The sequence below is a fragment of the Roseomonas sp. F4 genome (genome assembly GCF_053891155.1).
Genome location: NZ_JBSSHK010000004.1, coordinates 230,526 through 252,444 on the forward strand (window position 1 = coordinate 230,526; position 21,919 = coordinate 252,444).

Genomic DNA, 21,919 nt, shown 5'->3' on the forward strand with positions numbered 1-21,919 from the left:
AGGGGGAGGGGGCAACCGCCCCCTCCCGCATCAGGACAGGATGAACTCCGCCGCCGTCAGCTCATGCAGCCCGGCGAGCACCACATACATTTCCGGCACCAGATCCGGATCGGCGCTGTCGAGCTGGATCACCGTATTGCCGAGGTGATGCACGAAGCGCAGCCCCGGCGTGCCCGGCATGAAGCCGCCCGAACCCAGCAGGATGAATTCCTGGATGCCGGGCAGAGCCAGGTCGCCGTCGATGGCGGAAAAATCCAGCCTGTCCTCGCCCACGACGAAATCCAGAACCCGGTCGCGCGTCGCCAGGGTGCTTTCGTCCAGGGATGTCCAACGGAACACGTCGCGCCCGGCATCGCCGCGCAGCCTGTCGGCGCCAAGCCCGCCTTCCAGCGTGTCGTCCCCCGCGCCGCCCCGCAACTGGTCCTCGCCGGCCCCGCCCAGAAGCAGGTCCGCGCCTGCCTCGCCGAGCAGGTAGTCGGCGCCGTCGCCCCCGGCCAGCGTGTCCTGGTCATCACCGCCGAACAGCCGATCATCGCCATCGCCGCCATCCAGGCTGTCATCTCCGGCATCGCCCATCAGGCGGTCCCGATCCGCTCCGCCGAACAGCACATCCCCCCCATCACCGCCGGCCAGCGTGTCATTGCCGGCATCGCCGGACAGCGTGTCGGCGCCGAGCCCGCCTGAGATCAGATCGTCGCCGGCACCGCCCGAGAGGCTGTCATCGCCTGCCTCACCGAGCAGGCGGTCGCGTCCGAAGCCGCCTTCCAGCGTGTCGCGGCCATCGCCACCCACAAGACGGTCATCGCCACGGCCACCGCGCAGCAGGTCGTCACCGCCAAGGCCTAGCAGCGTGTCGTTCCCCGCGAGCCCGCTGATCGTATCGGCGCCTGACGTGCCCAGTCGCCGGTCATTGGTCGCCGGGTCCGGCGCGTCCTGCGTGCTGAAATCGAAGGAGTCGAAGCTGACGTAACGCGCGGCATCGGCGGGGATCAGCGTCATGCGCCCGGCTTCCAGCACCGTCTCCGTCACGTCATCGGCCAGCAGGAACAGCGTCACGCTCTGTTCCGTCTGACCGGCGGTGAAGCTGACGGTGCCGGAGAAGGCCGTGCCGGGGGCGAAGTCCGCCAAGGACAGGCCCTCGGTTTCGAAGACCCAGTTGAGCGTCCGGATGACCGCCACATCCGCGCCGCTGCGGGTGAAGCGGAAGGTGACGGCGGTATCTTCCTCGCCTTCCAGCACGAAGGAAGGGTCAGGCTGTATCACCAGGCCACTATCGTCACTCACGATCGTGCCGGTTGCGCTGCCTTGCAGGATCGGTTGGCCGACGGGGTTGGAGAGGGTGACGGTCAGCGTCTCATTCGGCTCCACCAGATTGTCGTCGGTGATCGCGACGTAGATCGCCTCGGTCGCCTGGCCCGGCGCGAAAATCAGCGTGCCGCTCGTCGCTGTGAAGTCCTGCCCCGCGGTCGCGGTGTTCCCGGCCACGGAATAGTCGACGCTGCCAGCCGTGCTCGTATCCTCGCGCGTCACAATGAAGACCAGCTCGCGCTCCGGGTCCCGCTCCCGCGCAGTGGCATCGAAGACACTGAAGCCGGGCGGGTCCCCGAGGTCGTCATCCAGGATCGTCACCACGACACTTTCCGTCAGCAGCACGCTGCCGCCTGGCTCCAGGAAGGTGACGGGCGTGGTGGAGAGGATGACCTGGAAGGTTTCGCCGGTGATGCCGAATTCGGGCAGGTCCTCGTCGATGGCGTCGCGAACGATCGGGATGAAAATGCTTTTCTGCGTCTCTCCTGGCGCGAAGGTAATGCTGCCGGTGAGCTGCAGCAGATCGTAGTCGATTTCGGCAAAGCCCAGGCCGCCGCCCAGTTCCATCGCTTCCCAATAGACGGTGACACTATGGTCCACGCCGGCCACCAGGCTGACCTCCACGGCCGCAAAGGTGGCCCCGGGGCCGGTGCCTTCCACCACCACCGCATCCGTGGCGCTGATTTCGGCGGTGACCCAGCCCTGACGATAGGCGAAGTGCCAGACGCCCGGCTGGCCAATGATGTTGCCGGTGGTGACCAGATCCAGGGCGGCATCCGGGTCTTCGGCGGCGGCGAGGCTCGGCGGCAATTCGGTGATGATCACCTCGCCATCCAGGACGGTCGCGAAATCCGTCATCACCGCGCGGCCGGCCATGGTTTCGAAGGCCGTGTTGTCGCGGAAATTGAAGGACGGCCACTCCAGCGATTCGTAGCGGAAGGTCACGTCGAAATCGATGGAGGTCGCGCCCGGATTGGTCGCGGGGCGGAGCACGAGTTGGAAGGCATTGCGGCCTTCCGCATCGTCGATCTCTGACCCGCCGCCGGAGGTCGGCAGCACATCGTCCCAGGTCACCACGAGCGTGCCGGTCGCCTCATCCAGATGGTACCAGACCAGGTTCGTGCCGCGGGATGTGCCGCCTTCGCTGGGCGGCAGGGGCGTCTGGTCCGTGTCCACCGGGCTCCAGAAGGGAGCCAGGATGGGTGCGATGGTCTCCCGCGTACCGACCCCCGGACCCTGCGACGGAATGTCGGGCAGTTCAGCCCTGTCGCCAGAGTCTGGGCGGAACTGGATGAACCCATCCTGGTTCACCCAAAGGGCCGAATAGAAGTTGCCGAGGAATTTGAGGCCAGAGCTGGCGTTGAAGAAGGCCGACAGGTCGATCGGCAGCAGGCTCCAGCGTGAATCGGCGGGAAGGGCGTTCTCGCCGAAGCCCGCGGGGCCGCCGAAGCCGTTGATCAACAGTGCCATGCCGGGTTCCTGCTTCTTGAACGTCCGGCATAGAGTGAGGTTGGCGCCGGGAGCGTCAACCTCGTTTCAGTTTCATCCGGTTTCGTGAAGCGGTCGTCAGTTGCGCCTACGACGTTGTGCGGCTTCTTCCTGCCGCATGGTCACGAAGACCTCGTAATCCGCATGCTGCGTCGGCACCCAGCCGATGACATTGCCGCGTTCCACCGCGCGGTGGATCTCCGGATGGGCGGCGGGCAGGGCCAGGTGGAAGGCGGTAATATCCGTCTTGAAGCCATCCGGCGTGTCCTTGCGGACCACGATCGGGCCATTCTTGATCGGGCGGGACTGCCAGATGATGCGCAGGTCGCGCATGTTCAGCAGGCCCTTTTCCGCCGTCGCCCGCAGCATGCCGCGGGAGAAGCCCTCCGAGGCCTCGCCCACGCCGGAGGCCCAGGTCACGCCCGCATCGAATTGTCGCCCCATCACGGCGACGATCGCCTGTTCATGCCCGCCAGCGAAGCCGGTGCGACCAAAATACTGCTCGGGGTTGATGCCGGCGGCGCGCAGCTCCGCGCGAGGGATCAGGTAGCCGCTGGCGCTGTTCGGGTCGGCCCAGGCCATGGTGCGGCCGCGCATCTGCTCGATGCTGGTGATGCCGCTATCGGCGCGGGTGTACATGACGGCGATGTAGCTGGTGCTCTGGTCGGCTTCCTGCGTCACCAGGATGGGTTCCACATTGCCGTTCGATTCCATCCAGCTCGCGGCATAGGCGGCGGGGGACATGGACGCCATCTCGATATGCTTGCCGGCAAAGGCCTGCACCACGCCGGAATAGTCGCTGGCCTGGAACAGGCGGACGGGGACGCCGAAGGTCTCCTCGATCAATCGGCCATAGGCGCCGTAGCGGCCGATGCGATCCGCCTCATTCTCCCCACCCAAGATGCCGATGCGGATTTGCCCGAGCTGCTCCGCCCATGGGCGGCGCCCCTTGGCGGGCATGGCCGGGGCGGGGGTCTGCGCCTTGGCGGCGAGGGGGGCCAGGGCGGCGGTGGCAAGCAGGGCGCGGCGGCGGATCAGCATGGGGCAATGCCTCGGTGACGGAGCCGAGACACTAACGTGACAGCCGCCAGGAATCACCAGGATTGGGCGTCGTGTCGCAGGATGGCCCTGGTTGTGGTGGCCAGGTTGCGCGGTTCGGGCTTCGGCATCTCCGGTCGCTCCATCCGCCCCCAGCCCGGCGCATCCAGCACCGTACCGCCTTCCATGACGATGCGGCCGCGAACGATGGTGGCGACCGGCAGACCCACCGTCTCCATCCCTTCGAAGGGGGTGAAGCGACTGCGGGTGCTGTGCAGCTCCGCGCCACGGATCACGCCTTCCTTTGCGGGATCGACCACGGCGATATCGGCATCTGCGCCGGGCTGGATCACGCCCTTGCGCGGATAGAGGCCAAAGGCGCGGGCCGGGGCGACGCAAGCCATGCGCACATATTGTTCCATGGTCATGCGCCCCCGATGCACCTGGGTCAGCATCAGCCGCATGGAGGTCTCGACGCCGGGGAAGCCGCAGGCATTGTCCCAGAAGCTGGCATGCTGCTTTTCCGCCATGGCATGCGGTGCATGGTCGGTGCCGATCATGTCGATGGTGCCGTCCAGAAGCGCCTGGAAAATGGGCTCCCGCTGCGCGCCCTCGCGGATCGGCGGGTTCAGGCGCGCGATGCGCGCCTTGTCGCCAACCAGATCCTCGGCGGAGAGCAGGAAGTATTGCGGGCCAGTCTCCACCGTGATGGGCACGCCGCGAGCCTTGGCATCCCGGATGATGGGGATGGAGCGCATGCAGGACTCATGCGCGATATGGATGCGCGCGCCAGTCCATTCCGACAGGGTGATGGAGCGGTTGAGGCTTTCCAGCGCGGCGATATCGGCGCGCGCCGCCAGATGCGCGAAGGCGTCGTCGCGGCCCGCTGCTTTCATCCGGTTCTCCCGCCAGAACAGGATGGGCGAGTTCTCCGCATGGATGGTGCAGCGCAGGCCAAGCCCGGCCAGGATCTCAAAACCTTCCAGCACCGCGCCGTCATTGGGTGCGGGCAGATTGCCGGTGGTATTGCCGTAGAACAGCTTGAAGGCGATGACGCCGGCCTCGGCCAGCGGCTCTATGGCATCCAGCGCGCGTTCGTCGAGCAGGCCGTACAGGCCGTAATTCACATGCGCCTGACGGGCCGCCGCTTCCTGCTTCATCGCCAGCGCGTCCAGCGACCAGACCGGCGGGTCGGTGTTCGGCATGTCGAAGATCGTGGTGACGCCGCCGGCGGCCGCGGCGCGGGTGCCGGTGGTCCAATCCTCCTTCTGCGTCATGCCGGGTTCGCGGATGTGGGTGTGCACATCGATGACGCCGGGGATGATGAATTTGCCACGCGCCTCCATGGTGCGCCGAGCGCGTGGCGCGAAGTCGCGATGGCCGACGAAGACGATCACCCCGTCCTTCACCGCGACATCCGCCGCGAAACGCCCGGTGTCGTTGACGACGGTGCCGCCGGTGATCAGCAGGTCGGCGTAGAGTTCGGTCATGATCAGATCACCCAGCCGCCATCGACGGTGAAATCCTGGCCCGTGGTCTGGCGCGACAGGTCGGAGGCGAAGAACAGCACGGCATTCGCCACATCCACATCGGTGCTGATGCGGCGCAACGCATATTCGCCGGCATGCTTCACGCGCGCTTCGTCGAGGCTGATGCCCTCCTTCCGCGCCATGGTGGCCAGCACATTCTCGAAGCGGTCGCCCTCCACCATGCCGGGGGCGACGCAGTTCACATTCACATTGTGCGGGCCGAGTTCCAGCGCCGCGGACTTCGTCAGCCCGCGCAGGCCCCATTTGCTGGCCGAATATCCTGCGCGGCCGGCACGGCCGCGCATGCCGAAGGTGCCGCCGACATTGACGATCTTTCCCGATTTTGCCGCGATCATCGTGGGCGCGAAGGCGCGCATGGTGAGGAAGCAGCCGGTGACGTTCAGGCGGAGGATTTCGTCGAATTCTTCCGGCGTGGTTTCCCAGAAGGTTTTTCCGAGCGGGCCACGGCCGCCGGCGATGTTGATCAGGGCATCGCAGCGGGGGAAGGAGGCCAGCACCGCCTTCGCCATGGACTCTACGCTGGCGGCGTCCATCAGGTCGCAGCCAAAAATCTCGGCGCGGCGGCCCATGGCGCGGACCTGCTCGGCGACGGGTTCGATAGCAGCGGTGTCGCGGCCGACCAAGGCGAGGTCGGCGCCGTGTTCGGCCAGCAGCAGGGTGCAGGCGGCGCCCATCCCCTTCGCGGGGCCGGTCACCACTGCCACGCGATCCTTCAACAGCATGTTCGATTCCTCCGCTGCGCGCCAAATGCCCCCACCCCGACCCTCCCCAGCAAGTGCGGGGGGTTGCGGCACTGCCGCAACGCCGAAGGCTGGTTGGGGTGGGGGCTCTTACCCTACTCTGCCTTCAACAGCCGCTTCGACCGCGTCCAGCCTTTGGCCATCGACCGGCAGTGACACGCTACATGTGGCGCCACCGCCTCGCACCAGGCGCGCGCCTCGGCATTCACGCCGCGCAGCCGCTCGGCCGCCTCATTGGCCGCCGATGCCAGCTTCGCCTCATCCAAACCTAGCACCTTGCGGTCGCGCAGCTTCCAGTCGCCGGCGACCATGACATCGGCGACCGCACTGCCATCCTCGGTCCAAACCATCTGGTTCGCCGCATCGTTCAGCGGCGCCCAATTCACATGCGTCAGGTCCAGCAGCACCAGATCGGCATTCTGCCCCACCTCGATGGTCCCACCGCCGAGCCCCATCAGCCTGGACGAGCCCTGCGTCGCCAGCCGCACCGTCTCCGCCGTGCCGAGCCAGTCGTCATCCTCCGCATCCTCCCAGAGGCGGGAGGCGAAGGCGGCGAGGCGCATCGCCTCGAACATGTTCTGGTTGTCGGAGGAGGAGGAGCCATCGGTGCCGATGCCCACGGTGACACCCGCCGCGATCGCCTTGCGCACCGGCGCGATGCCGGAGGCCAGCCGCATATTGGCGCCCGGATTGTGCGAGATGCCGGCGCCACGCTCCGCCAGCAAAGCGAGGTCACCCTCCGTCAGCCAAACGCCATGCGCCACGCTGAACCAGGGGCCGACCAGCCCTAGCTTGTCCATGTGGCCGAGCAGCGTCGCGCCCGCGTAGCGGATCTCGCCGCCCGCCGCCTGGTAGCGGGATTCGGCGACATGGCTCTGCATCGGCAGGCCGTGTTCGGCGGCCAGCGCGCGGCAGGCCTTCAGAAAATCGTCGGTGCCGTGCAGCGGGATGGTCGGCGCCACGCCGAAGCGAATATTCTTCGACCCATGCGACCAGCCCCGGGCGATGGCGTCCATCGCGCCCAGTGTCTGGGCCGCCGGCGCGGCGGACATTGCCGCGACCTTGCTCCGAAAGGGCTCGGGCAGGCTCTCGATCAGGCCGGGCGTCGCCTGGAAGAAGGTGAGGTCGCCCAGCATCGGCGCCAGCACGGCGCGGATGCCGACCGCCGCATAGGCCTCCGCCATCGCATCCAGCCCTTCGGCGGTCGGAAGCGGGATTTCGGAGGGCAGGTCATAGACCGCGGTGCAGCCCTTCTTCAGGTTCTCCACGGCGTTCAGCGCGCTGGACAGATACTTGTCCTGCAGCAGCCGCCCGCCAGTGACCCAGGGCGCATGGGCCAGCAGCAGCGCCAGGTCCCATTTGTCGCCCGAACCCTTGGCGAGGCCGCCATGACCGTGGCTGTGGCCATTCACCAGGCCGGGGATGATGAGGCGGTTGCCGGCATCATGCGTCTGCGCCGATTCCACCCGCGTGCCCGGCGGCAGCAGCGCGGCGATCCGGCCGCCCTCCACCAGTACATCCTGGAAACTGGTGGAAAGCGCATCCGGCGCCAGAACGCGGGCGCCGGTCAGCAGGATCTTGGACATACGTTCCTCGCGAACCATGCGGCCAGTGCCATTGCACTGGCCAAGCGGCCGGCCGGCCGCCGCCGCTCATGCGGCGGAGCCAGGCCGGCGTTTGTGGGCTAGGAAACCTTCCTCAGAACATCCGCTCGGACTTCGGCGGCAGGTAGCGATCGGTGAACATGCTGTCCGCGCTCGGCGGGTTGGCCACGCCGAGCGCCTCGGCATTCACCTGCACCAGCTGCTGGGCGCGGGCCATGTCGAGATAGCCCATGCCATTGGCGCGGCTGTTCGGCGTGATGATGGAACGGTCACGCGTCATCGCGAAGCGGCGGGATTCCAGCGCCTCGTCGAACAGCGCCTCGCGCCGCTTCAGCGCCGCCATGCCGCCCGGCACGTCGTTCAGCAGCAGCTTGAGGCCGTCGATCGAGGCCTTCACGAAGCGCGCCGCCGCTTCCTGGTTCCGCTCCAGCCACTCCGCGCGGACAAAGACGCCGGAGCCGTAGAGGTCGAGGCCATGCTCGGCATAGGGCCAGGAGAGGATATTGTCCTCCGGGATGCCGAGGCCCACCAGGTTGAAATGCACGGTGAAGAGGAAGCCCGTCACCGCATCCACCTGGCCCGTGCGCAGCATGGTGTCGCGGAGGTTCGCGGCCATGGAGGTCCAGCGCACGCGGCTGGTGTCGATGCCGGCCACCTTGGCGAAAGCCGGGAACAACAGGCGGGAGCCTTCACCCTCCGGCGCGCCCAGGCTCTTGCCCTGCACATCCTGCGGCTTCTCGATGCCGCGCCCGCGCATGGTGACGATGGCGGCCGCGGTGCGGTCGAACACCGGATAGAGCATCACCAGCCGGCTGTTGGGATTCTCCGCATTGAACTTCACCGCGCCGGAGAAATCCGCGAAGCCGATGTCATAGGCGCCGGAGCCCACCTTCACGAGCGCATCGCCCGAGCCGAAGCCGCGATCCATGCGGACGGCGAGCTGTTCGCGCCTGAAAATGCCGCGGTCCTCGGCCAGGGCCCACATGCCGTGATTGCCCTGCAAGGCCCAGTCCAGCGTGAAGCGGATGGCGGTCTGCGCCTGGGCGGTACGGATGGCGGGAAGGGCAAGCGTGGTGCCGGCAGCAGCGGCCATCAGGGTACGACGGTTCAGCATCGGGGTGTCCTCCTCGGTCGCCGCACCATAGCCGGGAAATGCGATCTGTCACCGCCCTGACGGGGGCGGGGGCATCCCTCTCGGCGTAAAACTGCCCGATTTTCGGGCAATCAGCCCGGAATGGGGCGCTGACTACGCTGGGCCAGGTACAGTGTGGCGCCCACCATGATGATCGTGCCCCAGAACAGGCCCCAGCCCGGCGTCTCGCCAAAGGCCAGCAGGCCGATCATCGCCGCCGCCGGGATCTGCACATATTCGATGGGCGCCAGCAGCCCCACCGGCGATCGCCGCGCGGCCCAGGAGGCGAGGAAATCCCCCAGCAGCGCGCAGGCCGACCCGGCCGCCAGGAACATCAGGGCACGAGGGGAGGGGGTCTGCCAGACGAAGGCGGCGACCGGCCCCCAGATCAGGACGGAGCAGATGGCATACCAGGCGACGACGCGCGCCGGCGGCTCGGTGGAGGCCAGGTTCTTCACCGCCACCAGCACCGCCGCGCCGCAGGCGCCGCCCGCCACGGCCGCCAGCGTGCCGGCCGTTGAGGCCGAGCCCAGGCTGAGCCCCGGACCTACCACCACCAGCACGCCCGCGAATCCGACCGCCGCCGCGATTGCCCGGTCCCAGCCCACCTTCTCGCCCAATAGAAGAAAGGCCAGAGGCAGCGCCCAGAGCGGCTTGGCATGCAGGATCGCCACCGCATCGGCCAGTGGCAGCCAGAGCAGGGCGAACATGGAGAGCAGGAAGCTGCAAGACCCGGCGGCGCAGCGCGCCAGATGGGCGCCTGGGCGACGGGTGGCCAGGGCTGGCATGCCAAGGCGCAGCAGCCAGGGCAGCAGGACCAATGTGGTGAAGACGCCGCGCGCGAATGGCACCAGCGGCACCGGAAGGCCATCCTGCATCGCCGCGCGGAAGCAGGCATTCATCCCGGCGAAGACCAGGCAGCAGGCCAGCATGAGGCCCATGCCGGCCAGCAGGCGGCGCCCCTCCGGGGACAGGGGCGCCGCCTGCATGGATTAACGGCGTTCCGGCGCCAGCTCCGCCTCCAGCTCCTTGATCCTGGCGATCAGGGTGGTCCGCAGGCTGGGCGAGTTGTGCGGCTTGATGCCGGCCAAAGTCTCCTTCAGCTCCGCCAGCAGGCGGCGCTTTTCCTGGGGAGAGCGGCGGATCGGGCGATTGTCGGAAAACTGCCCCTCATGCGAGCGCATCGGCGTGACCTTCCCGGGCTGTTGTTGAGCCCTGGGGTTAGGGGCAGCGGCGCCGGGCGTCAACGCGGGCAATGGGCCGCCCACGGCGTTGGCATCTGCCCATGTCGGGGGCAGACCAGGGGACGGATCGCGGCGGCCCGACCGGGCCGCTTGTCCGGACAGCTTGCTTGAAACACGGCGGCGGCGCAGATATCGGCTCGCGCGGGCTTCCGCCACCGCGACCGCGCGACAGGGACGAGCAACGGGGAACCGACAATGATGCCGAAAGCTTTCCAGCCCTCCCGCCGCGCTGTGCTGCTGGGGGCCGCCGGCGCCCTGGCGGCGCCCGCCATCCTGCGCGCGCAGCCTGCCGCCATCAAGCTGGGCATCCTCCAGCCCGTCACCGGCGCCCTGGCGCAGGATGGCGAATATGGCCGCCTCGGCGCCGAGCTGGCGATTGCCGAGATCAACGCCACCGGTGGCATCAAGGCCCTGGGCGGCGCGCAAATCCAGATGGTCTTCGGCGATGCCCGTTCCTCGCCCGAGGGCGGCACGGCGGAAGTCGAGCGCATGCAGGCGGAGGGTGTCGTGGCCGTGGTGGGCGGCTTCGCCAGCCCGATCTGCCTCGCCTCCTCCCAGGCCGCGTCGCGCTACGACCTGCCCTATATCGCCGATGTCGGCGTTTCGGATGCCATCGTCACACGCGGGCTGAAGAACACATTTCGCTTCTCGCCGGGCTTTGGCAGCATCACCGCGGCGGCGCTGGACAATCTGGTGAAGCTGAACGACGCGGCGGGCAAGCCGGCGAAGACCGTCGTCGTGGTGCATGAGGATGGGCTGTTCGGCTCGGGCATGGCCCGGCTGATGGGGACCGAGCTGCCGAAGCGTGGCTTCGAGGTGCTGGAGACGATCAGCCACCCGACCCCGGCGCGGGACATGTCCAACATCGCGCTGCGCATCCGCGCGCTGAACCCGGACCTGATCATCCCGTCCAGCTACTACGCCGAATTCGTGCTGCTGAGCCGTACCTTGCAGCAGCGCCGCATCCGGCCGAAGGGCATCTACTGCGTGCTGAACGGCGCGGCTTCGAACTATCGCTTCGTGCGGGAATTCCCGGATGCGGCGAATCTGGTGATGGACGTGAATCACTGGGCCGATCCGCGCAAGCCGAAGACGGCGGAGCTGCGCCGCACGGTGGAGGCGCAGAACCGCTTCTGGCTGTACAACACGCCGATGAACTACTCGGCCGTGATGCTGGTGGCCGATGCGCTGGAACGCGCCGGCGCTGCCGACCGCGCCAAGGTGATCGACGCGCTGGCCGCGACCGATGGCAAGTTCGACCGCCACATCATGCCCTATGGCCCGACGAATTTCGTCAATGGCCAGAACCAGGCGGGCCAGGCGGTGAACACGCAGGTCCAGGGCAACGACATCAAGGTGATCTTCCCGACCGACTTCGCCGACGCGCAGCCCGTCTTCCCCTGGCCGGCCTGATCCGCCTTGCGATCCTTTCCACCTGAGATCGTGATGGAGGCCGTGGCGAACGGCCTCCTCACCGGGGCCGTCTATGGCCTCGTCGCCCTGGGCCTGACGCTGGTCTATGGCGTGCTGCACATCATCAACTTCGCCCACGGCGCGCTGCTGACGCTGGCGATGTATGCCGCCTGGGTGGCCTGGGCCGCCTTCGGTCTCGACCCCTATGTCGCGATCCTGCCGCTGGTGCCGATCTTCTTCGCGCTGGGCTATGGCGTGCAGCGGCTCGTGATCGGCCCGGCGAGCGGCGGCAACGACCAGAACATCCTTCTGGTGACGCTGGGTCTGTCGATCGTGCTGGAGAACGCCATGCTGGCGATCTTCCGCTCCGACACGCTCTCCGTGCAGGTGGATTACGCGATGGAGGTGGTGGAGGCCGGCCCGATGCTGCTGTCCTTCCCGCGCCTGGTTGGCTTCGGCGTCGCCTTCCTGGTGGCCGCCGTGCTGTTCGTGCTGCTGCGAATGACAGATACCGGGCGGGCGATCCGTGCCGTGGCGAAGGAACGCACCGGCGCGGCGCTGGTCGGCATCGACGTCGGCCATGTCTATGCCGTGACCTTCGGCATCGGCACGGCCTGCCTCGCGGTCGCGGCCTGCCTGCTGCTGCCGTCCTTCTATGTGAATCCGCGCGTCGGCAACGCCTTCGTGCTGGTGGCCTTCACCATCGTGGTGCTGGGCGGCATGGGCAGCGTGCCGGGCGCGCTGGTTGGCGGGCTCGCGATCGGCGTGGTGGAGAGTCTGTCGGGGCTCTATCTCGGCGACAGCCTGGGGCAGCTCGGCATCTTCGTCATCTTCATCCTGGTGCTGCTGTTCAAGCCGACCGGCCTGTTCGGGGCGCGGGCATGACGGCGCGCGATGTCTGGCCGATCCTGCTGTTCGGCGCGATCGCGGCGCTGCTGCCGATCTTCGTCACCGCCGGCACGCTGCTGAACTTTGCCATATTTACGCTGATCCTGTGCCTGGCGGCGCAGGGGTGGAACATCCTCGGCGGCTTCGGCGGGCAATATTCCTTTGGGCATGCGGCCTTCTTCGGCACGGGGGCCTATACGGCCGCGGTGCTGCAGGTGCGCTATGGCGTGAACCCCTATGTCACCTTCCTGGCCGGCGTCGCGCTGGCCTCGGTGGTGGGCTGGGTGATCGGCTTCCTGTCCTTCCGGTCCGGCTTGCGCGGCAGCTATTTTGCCCTGGTCACGTTGGCCTTCGCGGAAGTGTTTCGCGTGCTGGCGAATGCGGTGCCCTTCACCGGCGGCGCAGCGGGGCTGCTGATTCCGCTGGATCAGCGCGCGGCCAACTTCCAGTTCGCCTCGCGCGGCTGGTTCTATCTGGTGGTGCTGGCGCTGGTCGTCGTGGCGCTGCTGCTGACCCGCGCACTGGAACGCTCCCGCCTCGGCGCCCAACTCGTGGCGGTGCGGGAGAATGAGGAAGCGGCGCGCGCCGTCGGTGTGGATGCGCTGCGGGTGAAGCTTTCCGCCATCACCCTGTCGGCGGCGATGACGGGCGCGGCGGGCGGGTTGTATGCGCAGTACTTCCTCTATCTCGACAGCACCATCGCCTATGGCACCTGGATCAGCGTGGAGGCGCTGCTGGCACCCATCATCGGCGGGGCAGGGACCGTCTTCGGCCCCGTCATCGGCGCTGTCATCCTGCACACGCTGGCGGAGCTGACCCGCATGATGGTGGGCCGCATCCCGGGCATCGACCTGGTAATCTTCGGCATCCTTCTGATCCTGGTGGTGCGCTTCCCGCCCCGGTACCTTCTGCGCTTCCTGCGGTGGCGCCGATGAGCTTTTTGCAGATCAAGAACGTCTCGATGCGCTTCGGCGGACTGCTGGCCGTCTCCGACGCCAGCTTCGAGGTGGCCGAGGGCAGCATCACCGGGCTGATCGGGCCGAATGGCGCCGGCAAGACCACGCTGTTTGCCATCGTCTCCGGCTTCCAGAAGCCAACCAGCGGCCAGGTGGTGTGGCGCGGCGCGGAGATCACCGCGCGGCCGCCGCATCTGCTGGCCGCCGAGGGCCTGTCCCGCACCTTCCAGATCGTGCAGCCCTTCGCGGGCCTCTCGGTGCGGGAGAATATCGCGGTCGGCGCCTTCCTGCGCCACAAGCGCCGCGCCGATGCCATCGCACTCGCGGAGCGGGTGGCGGAGCAGGTCGGGCTGACGGCGGAACTCGACAAGCCGGCCGCCGCGCTCACCGTCTCTGGCCGCAAGCGCGTCGAGCTCGCCAAGGCGCTGGCGACGCAGCCGAAGCTGCTGTTGCTGGATGAGGTGCTGGCCGGGCTCAACCCCAGCGAGGTGCGGGACATCGTGCCTGTGGTGCGCGCCATCCGTGATTCGGGCGTGACGGTGCTGATGATCGAACATGTCATGCAGGCGGTGATGAACCTGTGCGAAGCGGTGCATGTGCTGGCCCAGGGCCGCATCATTGCCAGCGGCACGCCGGCGGAGGTTGTCGCCACGCCAGCTGTGGTCGAGGCCTATCTCGGCCACGGCGCGGCCTCCAGACTGTCGGGGGGCGCGCATGCTTGAGGTGCGGGACCTGGTTGCGGGCTATGGGCTGACCCGCGTGCTGGAAGGCGTGTCGCTGGATGTCACGGCCGGCGAGATCGTCGCCGTTCTCGGCTCCAACGGCGCCGGCAAGACCACGCTGAACATGGTGCTCTCCGGCCTGGTGAAGCCGCGCGCCGGCGAGGTGCGGTTCGCCGGTGAACGCATCACGGGCCTGTCACCTGCGCAGGTGATGGCGCGCGGCCTGATCCAGGTGCCGGAAGGCCGCAAGATTTTTCCGAATCTGAACGTGCGGGAAAACCTGGAATTGGGGTCGTACCGCCGCGCCAAGGGCAACCGCGCGCGCAACCTTGAAAAGGTCTTCGCCACCTTTCCAAGGTTGCGGGAACGTGTGGCGCAGGCGGCCGGCACGCTTTCGGGCGGCGAGCAGCAGATGCTCGCCATCGGCCGCGGCATGATGGCGGAGCCAAAACTGCTGATCCTGGACGAACCCTCGCTCGGCCTATCGCCCTTGCTGGTGGAGGAAATGTTCGCCCTGATCAGCCGGCTGCATGACGAAGGGTTGGCGATCATGCTGGTGGAGCAGAATGTCGCACAGTCCCTGGACCTCGCGCAGCGCGCCTATGTGTTGGAACACGGGCAGTTTGTCCTATCCGGCCGCAGCAGCGACGTGTGCGAGAATCCGGAACTGAAACGCGCCTATCTCGGATTGTAGGGAAGGAAAAAATGCCATGGCCATCGTGACGCCGGGGGTGGTACCTGCCTCCACCCTGCTTGCCACATCGCCGCCGGCATGGCTCGGCGAATGGTCCGCCTTCGCGGCGCGGTCGCGCTTCGCCGACCTGCCGGCGGAGGTGGCGCAGCGCACGCGCCTCGCTTTGCTCGACTGCATCGGCGCCATCGCCGCCGGGGCGCAGGAGGGGGAGGTGCAGTCGCTCGCCACCCGGATGATCTGGCGCGAGGGCGGCGGTGACTCACCGGTGATCGGCTTCGGCGGCGGTGCGCGGCCCGGCACCGCGGCTTTCCTCAACGGCACCTCCGGCACCATGCTGGAACTGGATGAGGGCAATCAGTATGCGCGCGGCCATCCGGCCATCCATGTGGTGCCCGCGCTGCTGGCCGCACCGCGCGGCGATGGCGCCAGCTTCCTGATGGCGCTGGCGCTGGGCTACGAAATGGGCAGCCGCGTCGGCATCGCCAGCAAGCTGAATGTCGCGATGCATCCCCACGGCACCTGGGGCACGCTTGGCGCGGCCGTGGCTGTGGCCAAGTTGCATGGCGCCAGTGCGGCAGAGTTCCGCGGCACCATCAACATGGCCGCCTCGCTCGGCCTCGCCACCTCCCGCAAGAACATGCTGGAGGGCGGCACGGTGCGGAACACCTATGCCGGCGTGTCCAACATGCTCGGCCTGACGGTATGGGACCTGGTGCGCGCCGGCTTCGAGGGGGAGCGCGACGGCGTCGCCACCATCTTCGGCGAGGTCTCCGCCAGCGATTTCCGGCCGGAGGAGATGGTGCTGGAACTCGGCACGCGCTGGGAAGTGGCGCGCAACTACTTCAAGCGCCACGCCGCCTGCCGCTACACCCATGGCGCGCTGGATGCGCTGGCGCGGATCACCGCCAGCACGGGCAAGCTGGACGCCACGCAGATCGCCTCGATCGCGGTCGAGACCTACGTCTGGGCCGCACAGCTCGACAGCCCTGCGGCGCCGAACATGCTGGCGGCGAAGTTCAGCATTCCCTTTGCTCTGGCCACCTTCATCGTCCATGGCGCTGCGACGGTGCCCGCCTTCCGCGGGCCGGCGCGGGAAAATCCCGAGATCCTGGCGCTCGCCGCCCGCGTCACGGTGGATGAGGATGCGGCGATGACCGCGCAGCTTCCGGGCCTGCGCCCCGCCCGCGTCACGCTGGTGATGCGCGACGGCACGCGGCATGTGGCGGAGGTCACGACGAATCGCGGCGACACCGAGGACCCCTTCGCGGAGGCCGAGGTGCGCGAGAAATTCCATGAACTGGCTGATCCGGTTTATGGGCGCGACCGCGCCTCGGCGATCGAGGGCGCGGTGATGGGAATGGGGCCGCAGACCGAGGCCTCCGCATTGGTGGAACTGTTGAAATCATGAGTCTGGATGCCGTTACGCTGGCCGTGCTGAAGGGCCGGCTGGAACAGATCGCCGATGAGATGGATGCGACGCTGTACCGCAGCGCCTTCAATCCAATCATCGCCGAGGCTCGCGACGCCTGCCACGGGTTGTATCATGCGGAGAGCGGCGCGACGCTGGTGCAGGGCACCAAGGGCCTGCCGATTTTCGTCGGCGCCATGTCCTTCGCCGTGCAGGCCGTCATCAAGCGCGTGCAGGCCGGCGCGGGGCTGGAGCCCGGCGATACCTTCATCTTCAACGACCCCTATGAGGGCGGCACCCACCTCAACGATTTTCGACTCGTCCGCCCGGTGTTCCGTTCGGGCAAGCTGTTCTGCTGGCTGGCAAGCGTCGGCCACTGGCTCGACATCGGCGGCAATGTGCCGGGCAACTACAATCCGCGCGCGACCGAGAGCCACCAGGAAGGCGTGCGTTTTCCGCCGGTGAAGCTGATGCGCGCCGGGGTGATGCAGCAGGACATCCTGGACATCCTCGCGGCGAATTCGCGCGTGCCGCAATCCAACTGGGGCGACCTGAACGGCCAGCTCAACGCGCTGGATCTCGGCGAGCGACGCCTGCTGGAATTGCTGGATGATACCGGCGATGCGGTGGTCGATGCCGCCTTCGGCGCCCTGGCCGATCGCGCCGCCGCGCTGATGCAGGCGGAGGTCGAGGCGCTGCCCGATGGGCACTACGCCTTCGAGGATTACCTCGACAATGACGGCGTGGTGGATGAGCGGCTGGTCATCGCGCTGGACATGACGGTGCAGGGCGGGCGCATGACGCTCGACTTCTCACGGTCCTCGGGCGCCTGTCTGGGTCCGATCAACATCAGCTACGCGACCAGTGTCGCCGCCTGCTACGTCGCGCTGAAGCACGCCTTCCCGGATGTGCCGGCCAATGCCGGCGTTTTGCGGCCGATCGATTTTGTCATCCCCGACACGTCGCTGCTGGCCGTCGGCCCGCCGCGGCCGGTGGCGGGCTACACCGAAACCATTCTGCGGCTGATCGGCGTGATCTTCGGTGCGCTCGGCAAGGCCGTGCCGGAACGCGCCACGGCGGCGCCCTTCGGCACCATCAATGCGCTGTCGTTGTCGGGCCAGAAGCAGGACGGCACGCGCTGGGTCATGTTCTCCTTCTTCGGCGGCGGGCTCGGCGGCAATCCGGAATCGGATGGGCTGCACCACGCCAACAACCCGATCTCCACCGCGACGATTCCGCCGGCCGAAATCATGGAAGCCGCCTATCCGGTGATGTTCACTCAATGGGCGCTGCGGCCGGATAGCGGCGGCGCGGGCCTGCATCGGGGTGGCGTCGGCGCGGTCTATGAGATCGAGGCGCTGTCGCCCGGCACCACGGAAGTGGCCCTGCTCGGCGAGCGTGGCCGCTACGCGCCCTTTGGTGTCGCCGGTGGCAGCGAGGGCGCGCTGAACCGCTTCGCCTGGCAGGACGGCGAGGGCTGGCAGACGCCGCCCATGGCCAGCAAGATCGTCGGCGTGAAGCTACAGCGCGGCCAGCGGCTGCGGCTGGAAAGCCCCGGCGGCGGCGGCTGGGGCGACCCGGCGCAACGAACGAAGGACGCCGTGGCGCGCGATCTGCGCCTCGGCTTCATCACGCCCGAAGTGGCCAAGCGCGAATACGGATACGAGGCATGAGCGTGGACCATAAGGGCGGTGCCGTTGTCGGCGTCGATGTCGGCGGCACTTTTACCGACCTGTTTCTGTTCGACCCCTCGGCCGGCACCTTTCGCACCGCCAAGGTGCCGTCGAACCGGGGCGATGAGGCCGTGGGCTTCATGGCCGGGCTGCGCAAGCTGGGCGGCCCCGCGGGCTTCGAGGCGATCGTGCATGGCACGACGGTCGGCACCAATGCGCTGCTGGAACGCAAGGGCGCCAAGCTCGGCGTCATCACCACCGCCGGCTTCCGCGACGTGCTGGAAATGCGCCGGCGTGACCGCCGCAACACCTGGGGGCTGTGGGGCGAATTCTTCGCGGTGACCGACCGCGACATGCGCCTGGAGGTCGCCGAGCGCGTGCTGGCCGATGGCAGCATCCACACGCCCGTGAATGCGGAGGAGGTGGCGGCCGCGGCGCGGGAGTTGCTGGCGCGCGGGGCGGAAGCCTGCGCCGTCATCTTCATCAACTCCTACGCCAATGCCAACAATGAACGCGCCGCTGCGCTGGCGGTGCGCGCGGTTTGGCCGAATGCGCATGTCTCCGTCTCCTCCGAGATCCTGCCGGAGATCCGGGAGTTCGAGCGGGCGTCGACCACCGCGCTGAATGCCTATCTCCAGCCTGGCGTCGCCAGCTATCTCGGTAAGCTGGAAGCGGCGCTGGCGGAGGACGGCTTTGGCGGCCGCTTCCACATCGTGCAGTCGAATGGCGGCATCATGTCCACCGCCACGGCGCGCAGCGTGCCGGTGCGCACGGCGCTGTCCGGTCCGGCGGCGGGCGTGATCGCGGCGGCGGCCATCGCCAAGGCGGCGGGCTTCGAGAATGCCATCACCTGCGACCTCGGCGGCACCAGCTTCGACGTGTCGCTGGTCAGCCGCGGACGGATGGAATTGGCGGCGCAGGCCACCATCGACTTCGGCCTGGTGATCCGCAGCCCGATGATCGAGATCACCACCATCGGCGCCGGCGGCGGCTCCATCGCGCATGTCGATCGGGGTGGGTTGTTGCAGGTGGGTCCGGAATCCGCCGGCAGCCGGCCGGGCCCGGTCTGCTATGGCCAGGGCAATACCCGGCCGACGCTGACGGATGCCAATGTGGTTCTCGGCCGCATCAATGCCGACAAGCCCATCGGCGGCGCGCTGTCGCGGCTGGATGTGGAAGGCGCGAAGGCGGCCATTGCCGAGCATGTCGGCAACCCGCTCGGCCTCGATCCCATGCAGGCGGCGGAGGCCATTGTGCGGGTCGCCAATGCCAAGATGGCGGGGGCCATCCGCCTGGTCTCGATCGAGCGCGGGCATGACCCCCAAAAGTTCGTGGCGCTGCCCTTCGGCGGTGGCGGCGCGCTGCATGTGGGTGCGCTGATCAAGGAGGTCGGGCTCCAGGCGGCGCTGGTGCCGCGCTTCCCAGGTGTCACCAGCGCCATTGGCTGCGTCATCGCCGATGTGCGGCACGACCAGGTGCGCACGCTGAACCTGAACCTGGACGGCATCGACGCCGCCGCGCTGGATGCGCGCATGGTGGAGGAAGCCGCCGCCGCCCGCGCCGTGGTGGATGGTGCCGGCCTGCCGGTGACGCGCACCGAAATCCACTTCGAGCTGGACATGCATTATGCCGGCCAGACCCATACGGTGGGCGTGCCGGTGCCGGTGCATGTCATCAACGGCACCACGGGCGTGTCGGAGGCCATCATCCGCATGGCCTTCGAGGCGGCCTATCAGACCGCCTTCAGCCGTCTGCTGCCGGGCCTGCCGATCCGCATCGTCTCCCTGCGCACGGCGGCCATCGGCGTGCGGCCGGACTTCGACCTGAAGGCGTTGGCGCCGCCCAAGGATGCCACGGTGGAGGGCGCCGCGCGCGGTGTGCGTCAGGTGTGGTTCGACGGCGCCTGGCACGCGGCCAATGTGTGGTCGCGGCTGGATCTGCCGGAGGGCGCGCGGGTGCATGGCCCGGCGATCCTGGAACAGGGCGATGCCACGGTGGTGGTGGACCCCGATCTGGTCGCCCGCGTCGATGCCTATGGCAATCTGATCATCGAGCGGGAGTGACGCCGTGCTGACCGATACCGCGCTGCTGCTCTGTGACCTGCAGAACGATTTCATCCATCCCGATGGCGCCTATGGCAAGGCAGGGCAGGGGGCGGCGGATATCGCCGCCATCCCGGCCCGACTGAAGCCGCTGGCGGATGCGGTGCGGGCGAAGGGGGGGTGGATCGCCTCCACCCACTTCACCCTGTTCACCGGCAAGGGCGGCGAACCCTTCATCGACCCGCATCTCCGTCACCTGCGGCCCTTCCTGAAGAAGGGCGATTTCGTGCAGGGAAGCTGGGGCCATGCGGTGGTCGATGAGCTCGCACCCTCCGACCTGCCGGTGGAGAAGGTTGGCTACGATGCCTTCTACCAGACCCGTCTCGAATGGATTTTGCGCAAGGCGGGCGTGCGCAAGCTGCTGGTCTCGGGCATCGTCACCAATGGCGGCGTGGCCTCCACCGTGCGCGGCGCGCATGTGCGGGAGTTCGACGTGACGGTGCTGGAGGATGCCTGCGCCGCCTTCAGCCGGGAGGTGCATGAGACGGCCATCGCCGCCCTGCGCCCCGTCGCCAAGATCAGCACCGTCGCCGCCGAACTGGCAAAACTGCAATGAGCATCCGCCGCGAACAGGACCCGGTCTTCGATGCCGAGGTGCCCGTCGCCATCATCGGCGCCGGCGCCGCAGGCCTGGTCGCGGCGCTTGCCTGCCGCGGCGCGGGGGTGGAGCCGCTGCTGCTGGAGCGGGACCCGGTGCCGCGCGGCAGCACCTCCCTCTCCGCCGGCCTGATCCCCGCCGCCGGCACGCGCTTCCAGCGCGCCCATGGCATTGCGGATGATGCCGCCACCTTCGCCGCCGACATCCAGCGCAAGGCGCATGACCACGCCGAGCCCGGCACCGTCGCCACCGTGGCGCGGGAGGCGGCGCCGACGCTGGAATGGCTGGCCGATGCGCATGGCCTGGATTTCAGCGTCGTCCATGATTTCGACTATCCCGGCCACAGCCACCGCCGCATGCACGGCCTGCCCAGCCGCAGCGGTGCGGAGCTGGTGGACCGGCTGCGCAGCGCGGCGGAGGCGGCGGAAGTGCCGCTGCTGACGGAAGCCCGCGTCACCACCCTGATCCTCGACCAGCACGACACCCCGCGCGGCCTGATCGCGCAACGCCCCGATGGCAGCGAGGAGCGCATCGGCGCGAAGGCCATCGTGCTCGCCTGCTGCGGCTATGCTGGCAATAAGGCTTTGGTCGCCCGCTACATCCCCGATCTGGTGGAGGCCGTCTATTTCGGCCATCCGGGCAATGAGGGGGAGGCCCTGGCCTGGGGCGAGGCGCTGGGCGCGGAGCTGCGCGACATGACCGGCCACCAGGGCCACGGCTCCGTCGCGCATCCGCAGGGCATCCTGGTGTCCTGGGCCGTCATCATGGAAGGCGGCTTCCAGGTGAATGCCTCCGGCGCGCGCTTCTGGAACGAATCCAGCGGCTATTCGGAAGCCGGCGTCGCCGTGATGCGCCAGCCCGGCGCCATCGCCTGGGATATCTTTGACGGCCGCATTGCCGCCATCACCAGGCAGTTCGAGGACTTTCGGCAGGCCGAGGCGCAGGGCGCGGTACTTGTTGCGGACAGCATCGCCGAACTCGCCCGGATGACCAAGCTGCCGCTGGAATCGGAGATGGCGACCGTCGCCGCGCTGAAGGCCGCCGGCGCCACGGATGGTTTTGGACGCAACTGGCAAGGTGTCGCCCAGCTCGCGCCGCCCTATTGCGCCGTGCGGGTCACCGGCGCGCTGTTCCACAGCCAGGGCGGCCTCGTCGTGGATGGCGAGGCGCGCGTGAAACTTGCGGCGGGCGGGATCGTCCCAAATCTCTTCGCGGCTGGCGGTGCGGCCTGTGGCGTATCCGGGCCGGAGGCTTCGGGCTATCTGTCGGGCAATGGCCTGCTCAGCGCGGTCACCCTCGGCCGCATCGCCGGGGAGGCGGCCGCCGCGCTGGTGAATCGGGGATAGGGGAAGACAAGAATG

General features: G+C 68.2%; 18 protein-coding genes. 10 read left to right on the top strand and 8 right to left on the bottom strand.

Features of this window, described 5'->3' with window-relative positions:
- Nucleotides 1–30 precede the first annotated feature (30 nt).
- From ACVFYP_RS17520 to ACVFYP_RS17555, 8 genes are all read right to left on the bottom strand, one after another.
- The gene (locus tag ACVFYP_RS17520) at nt 31–2,778 is read right to left on the bottom strand and encodes a Calx-beta domain-containing protein (RefSeq protein ID WP_499201486.1); all 2,748 of its coding nucleotides are present in this window, start codon (nt 2,776–2,778) and stop codon (nt 31–33) included.
- A gap of 96 nt (nt 2,779–2,874) precedes the next feature.
- Entirely contained in the window at nt 2,875–3,837 is a 963-nt protein-coding gene (gene phnD / locus ACVFYP_RS17525; RefSeq protein WP_499201487.1) for a phosphate/phosphite/phosphonate ABC transporter substrate-binding protein, read from the bottom strand.
- A gap of 53 nt (nt 3,838–3,890) precedes the next feature.
- Entirely contained in the window at nt 3,891–5,324 is a 1,434-nt protein-coding gene (locus tag ACVFYP_RS17530) for a dihydroorotase (protein WP_499201488.1), read from the bottom strand.
- A 2-nt stretch (nt 5,325–5,326) separates the two neighbouring features.
- Nucleotides 5,327–6,106, bottom strand: coding sequence for an SDR family NAD(P)-dependent oxidoreductase (locus ACVFYP_RS17535; protein WP_499201489.1), 780 nt, complete (start codon nt 6,104–6,106; stop codon nt 5,327–5,329).
- Between the two features lie 113 nt (nt 6,107–6,219).
- Nucleotides 6,220–7,710 carry an amidohydrolase family protein gene (locus tag ACVFYP_RS17540; protein ID WP_499201490.1) on the bottom strand — a complete coding sequence of 497 codons (1,491 nt, stop codon included), beginning with the start codon at nt 7,708–7,710 and terminating at the stop codon, nt 6,220–6,222.
- A gap of 112 nt (nt 7,711–7,822) precedes the next feature.
- Nucleotides 7,823–8,842: an ABC transporter substrate-binding protein gene (locus ACVFYP_RS17545; RefSeq protein ID WP_499201491.1), complete on the bottom strand. Its 1,020-nt coding sequence runs from the start codon at nt 8,840–8,842 to the stop codon at nt 7,823–7,825.
- Nucleotides 8,843–8,952: 110 nt separating this feature from the next.
- A complete protein-coding gene (locus tag ACVFYP_RS17550; RefSeq protein WP_499201492.1) occupies nt 8,953–9,849 on the bottom strand; it encodes a DMT family transporter in 897 nt (298 codons plus the stop codon).
- A 3-nt stretch (nt 9,850–9,852) separates the two neighbouring features.
- Complete coding sequence (locus tag ACVFYP_RS17555; protein WP_499201493.1) at nt 9,853–10,044, bottom strand: hypothetical protein; 192 nt, start codon at nt 10,042–10,044, stop codon at nt 9,853–9,855.
- Between the two features lie 255 nt (nt 10,045–10,299).
- Here ACVFYP_RS17555 and ACVFYP_RS17560 point away from each other — a divergent pair, with 255 nt between their 5' ends.
- From ACVFYP_RS17560 to ACVFYP_RS17605, 10 genes are read left to right on the top strand one after another with little or no spacing between them, the layout of a single operon-like run.
- Nucleotides 10,300–11,517, top strand: coding sequence for an ABC transporter substrate-binding protein (locus ACVFYP_RS17560; protein WP_499201494.1), 1,218 nt, complete (start codon nt 10,300–10,302; stop codon nt 11,515–11,517).
- 33 nt (nt 11,518–11,550) lie between these two features.
- Nucleotides 11,551–12,402, top strand: coding sequence for a branched-chain amino acid ABC transporter permease (locus ACVFYP_RS17565; RefSeq protein WP_499201495.1), 852 nt, complete (start codon nt 11,551–11,553; stop codon nt 12,400–12,402).
- Nucleotides 12,399–13,340 carry a branched-chain amino acid ABC transporter permease gene (locus tag ACVFYP_RS17570; RefSeq protein WP_499201496.1) on the top strand — a complete coding sequence of 314 codons (942 nt, stop codon included), beginning with the start codon at nt 12,399–12,401 and terminating at the stop codon, nt 13,338–13,340. Before ACVFYP_RS17565 ends, ACVFYP_RS17570 begins: the two co-directional genes overlap by 4 nt.
- The gene (locus tag ACVFYP_RS17575) at nt 13,337–14,083 is read left to right on the top strand and encodes an ABC transporter ATP-binding protein (RefSeq protein WP_499201497.1); all 747 of its coding nucleotides are present in this window, start codon (nt 13,337–13,339) and stop codon (nt 14,081–14,083) included. Before ACVFYP_RS17570 ends, ACVFYP_RS17575 begins: the two co-directional genes overlap by 4 nt.
- Nucleotides 14,076–14,777, top strand: a complete 702-nt coding sequence (locus ACVFYP_RS17580; protein WP_499201498.1) for an ABC transporter ATP-binding protein — start codon at nt 14,076–14,078, stop codon at nt 14,775–14,777. Before ACVFYP_RS17575 ends, ACVFYP_RS17580 begins: the two co-directional genes overlap by 8 nt.
- 16 nt (nt 14,778–14,793) lie before the next feature.
- Entirely contained in the window at nt 14,794–16,185 is a 1,392-nt protein-coding gene (locus ACVFYP_RS17585; protein ID WP_499201499.1) for an MmgE/PrpD family protein, read from the top strand.
- Nucleotides 16,182–17,858, top strand: a complete 1,677-nt coding sequence (locus tag ACVFYP_RS17590; RefSeq protein WP_499201500.1) for a hydantoinase B/oxoprolinase family protein — start codon at nt 16,182–16,184, stop codon at nt 17,856–17,858. Before ACVFYP_RS17585 ends, ACVFYP_RS17590 begins: the two co-directional genes overlap by 4 nt.
- Nucleotides 17,855–19,921: a hydantoinase/oxoprolinase family protein gene (locus tag ACVFYP_RS17595; protein ID WP_499201501.1), complete on the top strand. Its 2,067-nt coding sequence runs from the start codon at nt 17,855–17,857 to the stop codon at nt 19,919–19,921. Before ACVFYP_RS17590 ends, ACVFYP_RS17595 begins: the two co-directional genes overlap by 4 nt.
- A gap of 4 nt (nt 19,922–19,925) precedes the next feature.
- Complete coding sequence (locus tag ACVFYP_RS17600) at nt 19,926–20,516, top strand: cysteine hydrolase family protein (RefSeq protein ID WP_499201502.1); 591 nt, start codon at nt 19,926–19,928, stop codon at nt 20,514–20,516.
- The gene (locus tag ACVFYP_RS17605) at nt 20,513–21,904 is read left to right on the top strand and encodes an FAD-dependent oxidoreductase (RefSeq protein WP_499201503.1); all 1,392 of its coding nucleotides are present in this window, start codon (nt 20,513–20,515) and stop codon (nt 21,902–21,904) included. Before ACVFYP_RS17600 ends, ACVFYP_RS17605 begins: the two co-directional genes overlap by 4 nt.
- Nucleotides 21,905–21,919 lie beyond the last annotated feature (15 nt).